The sequence below is a fragment of the Ideonella sp. genome, assembly GCF_041918995.1.
In the GTDB taxonomy this organism is placed as follows: Bacteria; Pseudomonadota; Gammaproteobacteria; order Burkholderiales; family Burkholderiaceae_C; genus Ideonella.
In genome coordinates, this window is the sequence record NZ_JAYRUN010000010.1 from 29270 (window position 1) to 41661 (window position 12392).

General features: G+C 73.4%; 13 protein-coding genes. 9 read left to right on the forward strand and 4 right to left on the reverse strand.

All coding sequences use genetic code 11. The features are described 5' to 3' along the window. Positions 1-3 precede the first annotated feature (3 nt). The 9 genes from ACE3UN_RS10595 to ACE3UN_RS10635 all read left to right on the forward strand — a co-directional run bounded on the left by ACE3UN_RS10595 (position 4) and on the right by ACE3UN_RS10635 (position 9357). Positions 4-1146, forward strand: a complete 1143-nt coding sequence (locus ACE3UN_RS10595; RefSeq protein WP_374674908.1) for a hemin-degrading factor — start codon at positions 4-6, stop codon at positions 1144-1146. Next, positions 1143-2039, forward strand: a complete 897-nt coding sequence (locus tag ACE3UN_RS10600) for a hemin ABC transporter substrate-binding protein (RefSeq protein WP_374674909.1) — start codon at positions 1143-1145, stop codon at positions 2037-2039. The genes ACE3UN_RS10595 and ACE3UN_RS10600 overlap by 4 nt, the downstream gene beginning before the upstream one ends. Continuing rightward, positions 2036-3130: a FecCD family ABC transporter permease gene (locus ACE3UN_RS10605; protein ID WP_374674910.1), complete on the forward strand. Its 1095-nt coding sequence runs from the start codon at positions 2036-2038 to the stop codon at positions 3128-3130. The genes ACE3UN_RS10600 and ACE3UN_RS10605 overlap by 4 nt, the downstream gene beginning before the upstream one ends. Next, entirely contained in the window at positions 3127-4029 is a 903-nt protein-coding gene (locus tag ACE3UN_RS10610) for an ABC transporter ATP-binding protein (RefSeq protein WP_374674911.1), read from the forward strand. The genes ACE3UN_RS10605 and ACE3UN_RS10610 overlap by 4 nt, the downstream gene beginning before the upstream one ends. A 42-nt stretch (positions 4030-4071) precedes the next feature. Beyond that, positions 4072-4977 carry a ChaN family lipoprotein gene (locus ACE3UN_RS10615; protein WP_374674912.1) on the forward strand — a complete coding sequence of 302 codons (906 nt, stop codon included), beginning with the start codon at positions 4072-4074 and terminating at the stop codon, positions 4975-4977. Beyond that, positions 4974-5450, forward strand: a complete 477-nt coding sequence (locus tag ACE3UN_RS10620) for an N-acetyltransferase family protein (RefSeq protein ID WP_374674913.1) — start codon at positions 4974-4976, stop codon at positions 5448-5450. Before ACE3UN_RS10615 ends, ACE3UN_RS10620 begins: the two co-directional genes overlap by 4 nt. Positions 5451-5585: 135 nt before the next feature. Then, positions 5586-6719 (forward strand): DUF3466 family protein, encoded by a 1134-nt coding sequence (locus tag ACE3UN_RS10625; protein ID WP_374674914.1) that lies wholly within the window; start codon positions 5586-5588, stop codon positions 6717-6719. 168 nt (positions 6720-6887) lie between these two features. After that, positions 6888-8000, forward strand: a complete 1113-nt coding sequence (locus ACE3UN_RS10630) for a DUF3466 family protein (RefSeq protein ID WP_374674915.1) — start codon at positions 6888-6890, stop codon at positions 7998-8000. A gap of 367 nt (positions 8001-8367) precedes the next feature. Further along, a complete protein-coding gene (locus tag ACE3UN_RS10635; protein ID WP_374674916.1) occupies positions 8368-9357 on the forward strand; it encodes a hypothetical protein in 990 nt (329 codons plus the stop codon). On the opposite strand, the gene ACE3UN_RS10640 is transcribed toward ACE3UN_RS10635, so the two are convergent. Genes ACE3UN_RS10640 through cobT form a run of 4 tightly spaced genes read right to left on the reverse strand, consistent with a single transcriptional unit; the run spans position 9354 to position 12383 of the window. Further along, complete coding sequence (locus ACE3UN_RS10640) at positions 9354-9821, reverse strand: DUF1810 domain-containing protein (protein ID WP_374674917.1); 468 nt, start codon at positions 9819-9821, stop codon at positions 9354-9356. The two genes, ACE3UN_RS10635 and ACE3UN_RS10640, sit on opposite strands and share 4 nt — an antisense overlap. A 38-nt stretch (positions 9822-9859) precedes the next feature. Further along, the gene (locus ACE3UN_RS10645) at positions 9860-10438 is read right to left on the reverse strand and encodes a histidine phosphatase family protein (RefSeq protein ID WP_374674918.1); all 579 of its coding nucleotides are present in this window, start codon (positions 10436-10438) and stop codon (positions 9860-9862) included. Further along, positions 10435-11289, reverse strand: a complete 855-nt coding sequence (gene cobS / locus ACE3UN_RS10650; RefSeq protein ID WP_374674919.1) for an adenosylcobinamide-GDP ribazoletransferase — start codon at positions 11287-11289, stop codon at positions 10435-10437. The genes ACE3UN_RS10645 and cobS overlap by 4 nt, the downstream gene beginning before the upstream one ends. Further along, positions 11286-12383 carry a nicotinate-nucleotide--dimethylbenzimidazole phosphoribosyltransferase gene (gene cobT, locus ACE3UN_RS10655; protein WP_374674920.1) on the reverse strand — a complete coding sequence of 366 codons (1098 nt, stop codon included), beginning with the start codon at positions 12381-12383 and terminating at the stop codon, positions 11286-11288. Before cobT ends, cobS begins: the two co-directional genes overlap by 4 nt. Between the last annotated feature and the right edge of the window lie 9 nt (positions 12384-12392).

Genomic DNA, 12392 nt, shown 5'->3' on the forward strand with positions numbered 1-12392 from the left:
CCCATGAGCGCCCTGCCCCTCATCGCCCCGACTGCGGACGCCCCCGCGTCCCTCCCCGCCCTGCGCCGCGCCTTTGCCGAGGCGCGCCGGCCGCCGGCGCGCCGCCACCGCGACATCGCCGAGGCGCTCGGCGTGTCGGAGGCGGCGCTCATCGCCGCCCATGTGGGCGCCTGGCCGGCCGGCGAATCGCCGCTGCGCGCCCTGCGCCTGCGGCGGGACTGGCCGGCAGCCGTGGCGGCGCTCGAATCGCTGGGCGAGGTGACCGCGCTCACCCGCAACGCGTCCTGCGTGCACGAGAAGGTGGGCCGCTACCGCGAGGTCTCCGTGTCCGGCCCCGAAGGGCGGGGCGTGGGGCTGGTGCTGGGCGAGGCCATCGACCTGCGCGTGTTCTACGCCGCCTGGGCCCACGGCTTCGCGGTGCAGGAGGCCACCGACCGCGGCCTGCAGCGCAGCCTGCAGTGGTTCGACGCGCAGGGCACGGCCATCCACAAGGTGTTCCTGCGCGAGGGCAGCGACCCGGCCGCCTACGAGGCACTGGTGGAGCGCTTCGCGCACGACGACCAGGCACCGGCCGCACTGCCCCCCGTGGCCGCGCCGACCGAGACGCCCGACCGGCCGGACGCGGAGGTGGACCTGGCCGCCTTCCACGCCGACTGGGCCGCCCTGCGCGACACGCACGACTTCTTCGGCCTGCTGCGCCGCCACCGCCTGAGCCGCACGCAGGCCCTGCGCCTGGCGCCGCCGGATTTCGCCCGCCCGGTGGAACCCGCCTGCACGCAGGAGCTGCTGTCGCGCGCCGCGCAGCAGGGCACGTCGATCATGGTCTTCGTGGGCAACCCCGGCATGATCCAGATCCACACCGGGCTGGTGCGGCGCGTGACCGTGATGGGCCCGTGGCTGAACGTGCTGGACCCCGGCTTCAACCTGCACCTGCGCGAGGACCACATCGACCGCGCCTGGGTGGTGCACAAGCCCACCGTCGACGGCGTGGTGAGCTCGCTGGAGCTGTTCGACGCCGAGGGCCGCACCATCGCCATGCTGTTCGGCGAGCGCAAGCCCGGCCAGGCCGAGCGCTGCGACTGGCGCGAGCTGCTGGCCAGTGCCACCGGCGTGGCCTCGGGCGCGGCCTCGGGGTGCGCGGCATGAGCCCGCACCGGCCGTCACGTCGCCGCGTGCTGCAGGCGGCGGCGCTGGGCCTGGGCGGCAGCATGGGTCTGGGCCACGCCGCCCGGGCAGCGGCCACCGGCCCACGCATCGTGGCCGTCGGCGGCGCCATCACCGAGACCGTGTACGCACTGGGCGCTGCGGGCACGCTGGTGGGCGTGGACACCACCTCGCTGTACCCCGAGGCCGCCCGCGCGCTGCGCAGCGTGGGCTACGCGCGCGCCCTGTCCGCCGAAGGCGTGCTGTCGCTCGCGCCCACGGCCGTCCTCGCCAGCGACGAGGCCGGCCCGCCCGCCGTGCTGCGGCAGCTGGAGGCGGCGCGCGTGCCGGTGCATATGCTGCCGGCCGAGCACCGCATCGAGGGCCTGGCGCAGCGCACCCGGGCCGTCGCCACCCTGCTGGGCCGTGCCGAGGCGGGGCAGGCGCTCGCGGTGCAATGGCAGCGCGAGGCCGAGGCCGCGCGCGCCGAGGCGCAGCGGCTGGCCGGCGGGCGCCCCGCGCCGCGTGTGCTGTTCGTGCTGGCCCATGCGATGAACGCGGTGCGCGTGGCCGGCCGCGACACCGCGGCCGATGCCATGCTCACGCTGGCCGGCGCGCGCAATGCGCTGGCGCCGACCGCCGGCTACGTGCCGCTCAACGCCGAGGCCGCCCTGGCCGCCGCGCCGGAGGTGCTGCTCGTCACCGACCAGGGGCTGCAGGCGGCCGGCGGCATCGACGGGCTGCTGCGTGCGCCCGGCCTCGCGGCCACACCGGCCGGGCGCGCGCGGCGCGTGCTCAGCCTGGACGCGCTGTGGCTGCTCGGCTTCGGCCCGCGCCTGCCCTCGGCCATCCGCACGCTGGCGCAGGGGCTGCACGGCCGAGGGCCCGCCACGTGAACACGCTGGCGGCGTGGCACCGCGCCTTCCGCGGCGCCGGCCGTCCCCCGCGCGACGGCGGCGCGGGGTCGGCGCTGCGCCCGGCGCTGGCGGCCGCGGCCCTGCTGGGGGTGCTGCTGGCCGGCGCCGTGCAGTTCGGCGCGGTGCCGGTGTCCGCGGCCGACTGGCTGGCCCCCTGGCGCCCCGGCACCGACCCCGCCAGCGCCGGCGGCGCCCATGTGCTGTGGCAGCTGCGCCTGCCGCGTGCGCTGCTGGCGCTCGCCGTGGGCGCCTGCCTGGCGCTGGCCGGGGCCCTGGCGCAGGGGCTGTTCCGCAACCCGCTGGCCGACCCCGGGCTGCTGGGCATCACCAGCGGCGCGGCGTGCGCGGCGGCGCTGGTGCTCACGGTGTTCTCCGGGGCCACGCACCCCCTGCCCGCCGCGTGGCGCCCGTGGGTGCTGCCAGCGTCCGCCCTGGCCGGCGGCCTCACCGTGTGCCTGGCGCTGGACCGCCTGGCGCGCTGGCTCACGCCCGGCTCGGTGGCCGGGCTGCTGCTCACCGGCCTGGCGCTGAACGCCGGGGCCATGGCCGTGGTGGGCCTGTGCACCTACCTGGCCACCGACGAGCAGCTGCGCTCGCTGAGCTTCTGGACGCTGGGCTCGCTGGCCGGCGGCGAGTGGGCCGTGGTGGGCGTGCTGGCGGCCGTGCTGGCGCTGACGCTGCCGCTGGCGCGCCGCCTGGCCGACGGCCTGAACGCGCTGGCGCTCGGCGAGGCCGTGGCCGGCCATGTGGGCCTGGACGTGGCGCGGCTGCGCACCCGCGTGGTGGTGGCGGTGGCGCTGCTGTGCGGCCTGGCCGTGGCCTGGTGCGGCGTGATCGGCTTCATCGGCCTGATGGCGCCGCACCTGGCGCGCCTGGTGGCCGGCGCCGACCACCGGCGCGTGCTGCCGCTGTCCGCCGCCTTCGGCGCCGCGCTGCTGCTGGTGGCCGACACGGTGGCGCGTACCGTGGCGCTCCCGGCCGAGATCCCGGTGGGCATCTTCACCGCCCTGCTGGGCGCGCCGCTGTTCCTGGCCCTGTTGCGCCAGGCGAGCCGGGGCGGTGCCGCATGACGGCCGCCACCGCCGCGTCCGCGTCGCCCTTGCTGCAGCTGGCCGCCGCCCAGCCGCACCAGGGCGGCCGCGCCTTCGGCCCCTTCGACGCCTGCGTGCAGCACAGCGAGCGCATCGCCGTGCTCGGGCCCAGCGGCGCGGGCAAGTCCACCTTGCTGCGCCTGCTGGCCGGTGAGCTGGCCGCGCAGCGCGGCGAGGTGCGGCTGGACGGCGGCCTGCTCGCCGCGATGCCACGCGCCGCGCTGGCATGCCGCCGTGCCGTGCTGCCGCAGCTGGGCGGCGCGGGGGCGGCCATCGCCTTCGGCCTGCCCGTGCGGCTGGTGGTGGGGCTGGGCCGCCTGGCGCGCGAACCCGACCCGGCGCGCGAGGCCATCGTGCACGAGGCCCTGCGCGCCGCCTGCGCCCTGCACCTCGCCGGCCGCCGCATCGACCAGCTCTCCGGCGGCGAGCTGGCCCGCGTGCAGCTGGCCCGCGTGCTGGCCCAGCTGTGGGACCAGACGCACGGCCTGCTGCTGGTGGACGAGCCGCTTGCGGCGCTGGACCCGGCCCTGCAACGCGAGCTGATGGACACCCTGCAGGCCTACGCCCGGGAGCGCGGCCACGCTCTGGTGGCCGTGCTGCACGACCTGGGCCAGGCCCTGTCGGATTTCGACACCCTCTGGCTGGTGCAGGACGGCCGCCTGGCCGGCCCGCCGCGCCGCGCGGGCCTGGCCGCCCTGCCCGCGCTGGAGGCGCTGTACGGCGTGGGGCTGCACGGCGTGAGGCTGCCCGACGGCGCGGTGGGCGTGGTGCCGCGGCGGCGTGGCGCCCCACCTGCGCGCGCGCCCGCCCCGGACGCGGTCACCTCTCGCACCGCCCCCTCGCTCAGCGTGCCCGGCACCACCCGGCACACTGGCTGACCCCCGCATGGAGACCTGGCCGTGACGCACCCTGCCGCGCCGATGACACGCCCCCGCCGCGCCGCCCGCAGCGCCCTCGGATCGGCCGCCCTGGCGTGGGCCGCCCTGCTCGTCGCCTGCGCCACCCGGCCGGCCGAGCCGCTGCCCGCCCCTGCGCGCGACGCGCGTGTCGTGCTGCTGGGCGAGGTGCACGACAACCCGCGCCACCACGCGCTGCGGGCAGAGTGGTTGCGCCGCCTGCTCGCCGACGGCCGGCCCACCGTGGTGGTGTTCGAGCAGATGGACGCCGCGCGCGGCGAGGACCTGCGCCGCGCCCAGGCCGCGGCGCCGGGCGACCCCGACGCCGTGGCGCGCGCCGGCGGGCTGGACGAACGCGGCTGGCGCTGGCCGCTGCACCGACCCGTGCTGCAGGCGGCCCTGGACGGCGGCGCGCGCGTGGCCGGCGGCAACCTGCCGCGCGACACCGTGCGTGCCGTGGTGCGCCAGGGCGAGGCCGCCGTGCCGGCCGCGCTGCAGCCCCTGCTGGCCGGCGCCGCGTGGACGCCTGCCCGGCAGCAGGCCCAGGCACAGGAGATCACCGACGGCCACTGCGGCGCGCTGCCGCCCACGATGGTGGCCCCCATGGTGTTGGCCCAGCGCGTGCGCGACGCCAGCCTGGCCGCCGCGCTGCTGGCCGCACCCGCCGGCCACCGCGTGGTGCTGATCGCCGGCAACGGCCACGTGCGCCGCGACCTGGGCGTGCCGGTGCTGCTGCAAGCCGCCGGCGTGCCCCCCGATCAGATCGCCGCCATCGGCGTGCTGGAGCGCGGCGGCGACAACGCCGACGCGGACGCACCGGGCCGCTACGACGCGGTGGTCCGCACCGAGCCCGAACCGCGGCCGGACCCGTGCGAGGCGTTCAGGGCGCCCCCGGCCCCGCCCGCCAGCGGGCCACAATCGCCCGCATGACCCTCCGCCCCGCCACCCCCGACGACCTGCCCGCCCTCGCCGCCCTGTTCGACGCCTACCGGCAGTTCTACGAGCAGCCGGCCGATCGGGATGGGGCGCACGCCTTCCTGCAGGCGCGCATGGCGCGCGGCGAGTCCGTCGTGCTGGTGGCGGAACAGGACCGCGACGGTCGCCCGTGCCTGCTCGGCTTCTGCCAGCTCTACCCGAGCTTCTGCTCGGTGGAGGCGGCGCCCATCTACGTGCTGTACGACCTGTTCGTGTCGCCACAGGCGCGTGGCGGTGGCGTGGGCCGTGCGCTGCTGGCCGCGGCCGAGGCGCGCGCCGCCGCCGACGGCAAGCACCGCATGGACCTGACCACCGCGCGCACCAACACCACCGCGCAGGCGCTCTACACCGCCATGGACTGGGTGCGCGACGACGTGTTCCTCGCCTACTCGCGGCGGGTGACGCCCGCACCCACGGACGGCACCTGAGCGAGCGCGCCGGACGTCCGGTAGCGCGTGGCCGCGGCGGCCCCGCCTGGGCCCGGCTGTCCGCGTTCTAGTGGTGGTCCCCGACCCGGGGCGGCCCCACACTGCGCGGCTCCACCCACGCCAGGAGGGGCCTTGATGCCAACCGTTCGTCCGACGCTCGCGTGCACCGCGCTGCTCACCGCCCTGTGCTTTTCGACGGCCCAGGCCGCCACGCCGATGTGGCGTGCAGAAGAGCTGCCTCTCTTGCCTGGCGATGGTCGTATCAGGGTCATGGACATCAATGACCAGGGCTTGGCGCTGGCGATTGGCTATGAAAGCGGCGTTGAAATCCTGTGGACCGAGAAGGAAGGCGCGCGGCGTTTCAGCTTCGGTCCCGACATGCTGTACCTGCGCCGAGTGAACAACGCGAACCAGTTCGCAGGCAGAACCAGCCAACGCAGCGACACCATCTCCACGCCCATTCTTCTTCGCCTCGGCGAGGAACCCCATCGCTTCCTCGAAGGCACTTGGGCGGGGGACACGCCCGACCCGCATGAGCCCGTTCGTGACCTGGCCGACAACGGCGAGGTACTCGGCAGCAGCGAGTACCCGTGGCTGTGGTCACCCACCCAGGGCCTGCGTGCGCTCCAGGAGGTGTCGGGCATCAACTACCACGTGCTGCGGGTCAACAACCACAGCCAGGTGGTCGGCTACAAGCTTCAGGAAGATGACAACTCACCGGGGTGCCTGGGCACCCGCGCCTTCATCTACCAGGACAGCACCGGCCGCTACACCGCCATCGATGGTGGGCCGCCCGCCGTGGACAGAAAGCATTGCGGCTGGTTCAGTCAGGCCACTGCCATCAACGACAAGGGGCACGTGGTCGGCCACATCAACCGGCCCAAGTCTGACGACCCCGACGAGCGCCACGCCCTCATCTGGAAGCGCAGCACCGGCGCCGTGCCGCTGAACACCGATGACCCCACCATGTCGGACTTCGAACCGCTGGACATCAACGAGCGGGATCAGGTGGTAGGCACCTTCGTCAAAAAGGGCGACCCCAAGCCGCAACGACGGCTGTTCTACTGGGACGCTCACACCGGCATCGTGGACCTGCAGACCATGCTCGACCCCAACGACCCCTTGAGCGCCCAGGTGCAGCTGCGCTCCACCTCGTATGGCATGCGCATCAACGACCAGGGCTACATCACGGCCCACGGCAACTTGCCAGGTGACATCGGCAAGGCGGGTCGTGCATTCGTCCTTGTGCCGGTGAAGCCTGCGCCGTGAAGCGGCGCGGCCACAAAGACAATTACCGATGCTGGAGACACAAACCGGATCGCCGCGATGCTTACATATCGCAATATGTTCCCCGGTGTTGACAGACCTCCCGTAGACCCTACGACATGCGGATTATCAGAAGACTCTCCGTGGAATTGGTCAAGGTAGGAGTTTGAAATGCAATTCGTCCGCCTGATTGCAGCGGTCCTGTCGTGCGCGGCAAGCTTCAGTAGCCTCGCCTCTCCGCCACTGTACCGAGCAATGGACTGGGGCCTCTGGGGTGATGGCAAACGGGCAACTGTCGGCTTCGATTTGAACGATCACGATGTGGCCCTTGGTGTTGCTGATAACCACCTTTGGTGGAAGCGAAATAGGGGAGCTTCGTATCTTCCGGAGCCAAGACGCGCTTGGTCAGCACTTTATGCAATCAACAACCGCGGAAACATGGCGGGAACATTGATTACGGAAGTATCCAGAAAACAAACAGCCATTCTTGTGAAGAGCGACCGAACTGTGTTGCCCTTCTTGAAGGGGACATGGGCCGCCCACTCCCTCGCCGACTTTCCAATTATTGACATTTCGAATTCTGACCAAGTTCTCGGGCAGAGTAAGTGGCCCTGGGTATGGTCGGCTGATAGGGGGGTGAGACCCATAGTGAATGGCCCCTATACACTGTATGTTCAACGTCTGAATGATATGGGTCAGGTCGTGGGCTATAGCGAATCGCCGCAAAACATGTGCCCCAGCGTCCGCGCGTTCGTCTACGACTCGAACACCGAGGAATTCACAGCGCTTGATGATGGGCCTCCCATTGGTTGGGTGCACTGCGGCCGGGAGAGTCGGGCCTATGGAATTAATAATAGGGGCCAAGTAGTCGGGTCAGGGTATCTAACGCACCGTCATGACAATCCAAAGGGGCGTGTTGCCTTCATGTGGAGCCTTGACACCGGCCGAAGGACGCTGGAGCCGGCAGATGGGCGGATGCGCGACATGACGGCGCTGGACATCAACAATCGCGGTCAGGTGGTCGGTACCTTCTCCTATGTCGATGATGGCGCGGGCACTCCGCCGCGCTTCTTCTATTGGGATGAAGAAAGTGGCGTCGTGGATTTACAATCGTTGTTGGATCCCGCTGACCCGTTGACGGCCGATGTGACTCTTTGGCACAACGGAGCAAATGTTCGCATAAGCGATCGAGGACTCATTATGGTGTCCGGACGGTTGAATTCCTATAAGCCGCCGCCATTCAATGTTGCACACCGAACCTTTGTGTTGGTGCCGCAGCAGTGATTTACCGCGAATTGGCTAACAAAATGCGATCCGCTGCCGGCCATCGAGCGCAAGCGCTGCGACTGTGTCAGCCAGGCCACTGCCATCGACGACAAGGGGCACGTGGCGGCCACATCAACCGGCCCCAGTCGGACGAACCGGATGAGCGCCACGCCTTCATCTGGAAGCGCAGCACCGGCGCCGTGCCGCTGAAGACCGATGACCCCACCATGTCGGACTTTGAGCCAACTGCGCTCCACCAGTTGGGGCATGCGCATCAACGACCAGGGCTACGTCACGGCGCATGGCCACCGGCCGGGCGACACCGGCAAGGCCACGCGCGGGTTCGTCCTGGTTCCCGTGGACGCCGCGCCGCGGTGAGGGGGCGATGGTGCTGACCACGGGGACGCACGCCCGTGTGCGCACCCTGCCGCGCTGGGCCCTGGCGGTGGCTGCGGTGTGTGCGGTGCTGGCACCCCACACACCGCACGCCAGCACTTCCGGGCAGGCCAGGCCGCGCATCCAGGCCGTGGAACTTGAGCACACCCGACTCGGCCCCCTGCGCGTCGTGCTGAACCGCGACGCCGGGCGCCTGCAACTGCTCACCCCCGGCGCGCAAGGCCGCGCCCCCAGGCGGCTGCCGCAATCGGTGATGGCCACCATCGAGTCGGCCCACCTGTATGGTGGGCGTACCCTCGTGGTCCTCGGTGGCACCGGACACGTCGCCCTCCGGGAGGTGCTGGTGTTCGACGTGCTGGCGTCACGCCCGGTGGACCGCTTCATTGCCATGAGCCCGGTGGTGTCGCCGGATGGGCGGTTCCTGGCCTATGCACGCTTCTTTCCGGAACACTTCGTCGAGGGCATCGAGTTCCAGTACCGCCTCTACGACCTGGACAGGCCGAGGGAGCAGAACCAGCCAGCCGTCGCTCTCGGGGTGACGGGGGCCGAGCCGATCCCGCCGCCCGACGACGCCGACGACACCGGCGATGAACTGGGCACCGCCGACATCGGCATGCCGCTGCTGCCCGACCTGGGGCCGGACGGGCTGCCCCGCGAGAACCTGCTTCTGGACTTGGCGGAGAACCCCCATCAGGTCCTGTCGCACTTCGTGTGGTCCGCGGACTCGCACAGGCTGGCCTTCGTCGACAGCACACCGCGCGACGGGTGCAGCCTGGTCGTGGTGCGGACCGACCCTGCGGTGAGGGCGGAACGTTTCTCCTTGGCCGGGACCGAGGCGGCCCCCGTCACCGGCATCGCGCGTTGCGGGGAGATGATGAGCAACGCGTTCCGCATCCAGTTCACGCCGGGGGGCGTGGAACTCGACATCCAGGACGGGGCGTTCCCCCGGGGCTACCACCGGGCATTCCCCTCGAACTAGCCCCTGTGCCCGCCGCGCTCGCCACGCTGATCGGCCAGCAAGCGCAACGTGGCCCCATCCGGCTGGCCGCCGAAGTGGATGGCCAAGGCCTCATGGAACACGGTGCCGGGCGGCGACACCTGCGCGAACAAGGTGACGCAGGAATGGAACTTGGTGGCGTCGATGTCGCCCAGGATGGCGGTGGCCGACACACCCGCATGCCGGTTCATGGCGGCCACGCACGCGCGCAGGCGGGGCCCCAGGGTGGCATGGGCGAGGAAGGCGGCGGCTTCGGGCAGCCCCGAGATGGCGTAGCGCACCGCCATGTCGCTGCGCCCCAGGCCCCGCAGCTGGGGAAAGACGAACCAGCTCCAGTGCGTGCGCTTGCGGCCGCGCTGCAGCTCCGCCAGCGCAGTGTCGTAGTGGGCCGACTGGGCGCGCACGAAGCGCTCCAGGTCGAAGGGATCCGGACCCGATGGCGACATGGGCCGCACGGGGCACGGTGCGTGCCGGGCGGGTGCGTTCAGCCTGGCGCCGCGCCGACCGGCTCGGCGAGCGCCACGCAGGCGCCGTAGGGCGGCGCCGCCGGCCAGGTGGCCGCGGTGGGCAGCTCGCCGGCCCCATGCGTGTCCAGCCAGTGCCGTGCCAGCAGCCAGCCGCCGTGGGTGACGAGCACGCGGCAGCCGGGCGGGGGGTGCCAGGCGCGCACGCGGTGCAGCAGGGCCTGCAGGCTCTCGCCGCCGCCGGGGGCGTGGTGGGCGAAGTCCGCGCACCAGGCGTCCACGGCGGGCTGGCCGACGGTGTCCCAGCGTTGCCCATCCCAGCGGCCGAAGTCCACCTCGCGCAGCCCGGCGTCCACCACGTGCCGCCAGCCCCAGCGGCGCAGCCAGCGGCCCACATCCGCGCAGCGGTGCAGCGGCGAGGTGGCCACCACGCGAGGCAGGCCGGCGTGCCGCGCCGTGCGGCGGATGCGGTGCGCCAGGCGCTTGGCGCGGCGCGGGTCCACGGGCAGGTCGGTGCCCGCGCCCACGCAGCGGCCCGCCGCACCGTCCGGCCGCGGGTGGCGCCAGGCCAGGCAGGGGCCGCGGTCGGAGACGCTCACGCGGTGCCCATGCCCCAAGCCGCCGTGAGCGCCAGCAGCACCGCCAGCTCGGCCAGCTGCTCGGAGGCGCCCAGGCCGTCGCCGGTGTAGCCGCCCAGCCGGCGCCGCAGCCAGCCGCGCATGCCCACCGCCACGATGAGCGCCGCCCCGCATGCCGCGGCCACCGCCCCCATCGGCACGCCGCCCCAGGCCACGCAGGCCGCCACGCCGAGGACGGCCTGCGCCACGGCGGGCGCCCAGTGCACCGGCCGCACGGCCAGCGCCAGCGGCTTGGCCTTGGCGTGCTCGGCGTCGCCCGCATAGGGCAGCGCGGCCATCACGGCCACCGCCACCGTACGGCCCAGCAGGTGGCTGAGCACCATGGCGGCCACGATGGCGGCGGCGGGCCACGCGCACAGCGCGGCCATGGCCGCGGCCCGCAGGGCCAGGCTCAGCACCAGGGCCGCCGCGCCGTAGGTGCCGATGCGCGAGTCCTTCATGATGGCCAGCGCGCGCTCGCGCGGGACCACGCCGCCCAGCGCGTCGAAGGTGTCGGCCAGGCCGTCCTCGTGGAAGGCGCCGGTGAGCGCCACGGTGGCGGCCAGCGCCAGCAGCGCCGCGACGGCGGGCGGCCACAGTGCGGCCGCACCGGCGAGCACCCCGCCGCCCACCGCGCCCACCACCGCGCCCACCGCCGGAAAGTGGCGCACGCAGGCGTTCAGCCACTCGGGCTCGAAGCCCACGCGCGCCGGCACCGGCACGCGGGTGAGGAACTGCAGGGCCACGGCGGCCAGGCGCAGCTCGTGCACCAGCGCCGCACCGAGGCGGCCGCCGAGCGACGGGCGGCGTGCGCCAGGCGCCGGCGGCGTCATGCCGAGGCGGTGCTCACGCCGGCGGAGGCGAAGCTGGCCATCTCGGCCAGCACCCGGCAGGCGGATTCGAGCAGCGGCCAGGCCAGCGCCGCGCCCGAGCCCTCGCCCAGGCGCAGGCCCAGGTCCAGCAGGGGCTCGGCGCCCAGGTGCGCCAGCCAGCGGGCATGGCCGCTTTCGGCCGAGGCGTGCGCGAACACGCAGCGCTGCAGCACGGCCGGCGCCAGCGCCGCGGCCACCGCGACGCCGGCGGTGGTGATGAAGCCGTCGACCACCACCACGCGCCGCTCGGCCGCGGCCTGCAGCACGGCGCCAGCCAGGGTGGCGATCTCCAGCCCGCCGAACGCGGCCAGCGCGTCCAGCGGCTCCACCGCGCCCGCATGGCGCTGCAGCACCTGCGTCAGCACGCCCAGCTTGCGCGCCAGGCCGGCGTCGTCCAGGCCCGTGCCGCGGCCCACGCAATCGGTGAGCGGCTGGCCGGTGAGGCGGCTCATCAGCAGGCTGGCGGCCGAGGTGTTGCCGATGCCCATCTCGCCCAGCAGCAGCACGTTGCCCGGCAGGCGCCGCACCAGCGCCGCGCCCTGCGCCATGGCCTGCACCGCCAGCCCGCGCGTCATGGCCGGGCCCTGGCTGCTGTCGGCCGTGCCGCGGGCGAGCTTGAGGTCGGCGTAGCGGGTGCCGTCCACGCCTCCGGGGCGGCCGGGGCCGAAGTCGTGGCACACGCCGCAGTCGGCCACGGTGAGCGACAGCCCGTGCTGGCGCGCCAGCACCGAGACCGCCGCGCCACCGGCCAGGAAGTTGTCCACCATCTGCCAGGTCACGTCCGACGGGTAGGCCGACACGCCCTGCGCGGCCAGGCCGTGGTCGGCGGCGAACACCACCAGCTGCGGGTCGTGCAGGCGCGGCGTCTCGCGGCCCACGATGAGCGCCAGGCGCAGCGCCAGCGTCTCCAGCCGGCCCAGCGAGCCCAGCGGCTTGGTGAGGTGGTCCAGGCGGTGCTGCACGCGCGCGGCCAGGCCGTCGTCGGGCAGCGGCGCGATGTGCAGGTCGGGGGCGGGCGCATCGGCCAGCGGGAAATCGGCGAAGGACAGGTGCATGCGGTGGAA

Excerpts from the sequence above, each read along its gene's own strand:
- cobT (WP_374674920.1), bottom strand. The coding sequence starts at position 12,383 with ATGCACCTGTCCTTCGCCGATTTCCCGCTGGCCGATGCGCCCGCCCCC.
- cobS (WP_374674919.1), bottom strand. The coding sequence starts at position 11,289 with ATGACGCCGCCGGCGCCTGGCGCACGCCGCCCGTCGCTCGGCGGCCGC.
- ACE3UN_RS10620 (WP_374674913.1), top strand. The coding sequence starts at position 4,974 with ATGACCCTCCGCCCCGCCACCCCCGACGACCTGCCCGCCCTCGCCGCC.
- ACE3UN_RS10595 (WP_374674908.1), top strand. The coding sequence starts at position 4 with ATGAGCGCCCTGCCCCTCATCGCCCCGACTGCGGACGCCCCCGCGTCC.
- ACE3UN_RS10625 (WP_374674914.1), top strand. The coding sequence starts at position 5,586 with ATGCCAACCGTTCGTCCGACGCTCGCGTGCACCGCGCTGCTCACCGCC.
- ACE3UN_RS10635 (WP_374674916.1), top strand. The coding sequence starts at position 8,368 with ATGGTGCTGACCACGGGGACGCACGCCCGTGTGCGCACCCTGCCGCGC.
- ACE3UN_RS10610 (WP_374674911.1), top strand. The coding sequence starts at position 3,127 with ATGACGGCCGCCACCGCCGCGTCCGCGTCGCCCTTGCTGCAGCTGGCC.
- ACE3UN_RS10600 (WP_374674909.1), top strand. The coding sequence starts at position 1,143 with ATGAGCCCGCACCGGCCGTCACGTCGCCGCGTGCTGCAGGCGGCGGCG.
- ACE3UN_RS10615 (WP_374674912.1), top strand. The coding sequence starts at position 4,072 with ATGACACGCCCCCGCCGCGCCGCCCGCAGCGCCCTCGGATCGGCCGCC.
- ACE3UN_RS10630 (WP_374674915.1), top strand. The coding sequence starts at position 6,888 with ATGCAATTCGTCCGCCTGATTGCAGCGGTCCTGTCGTGCGCGGCAAGC.
- ACE3UN_RS10640 (WP_374674917.1), bottom strand. The coding sequence starts at position 9,821 with ATGTCGCCATCGGGTCCGGATCCCTTCGACCTGGAGCGCTTCGTGCGC.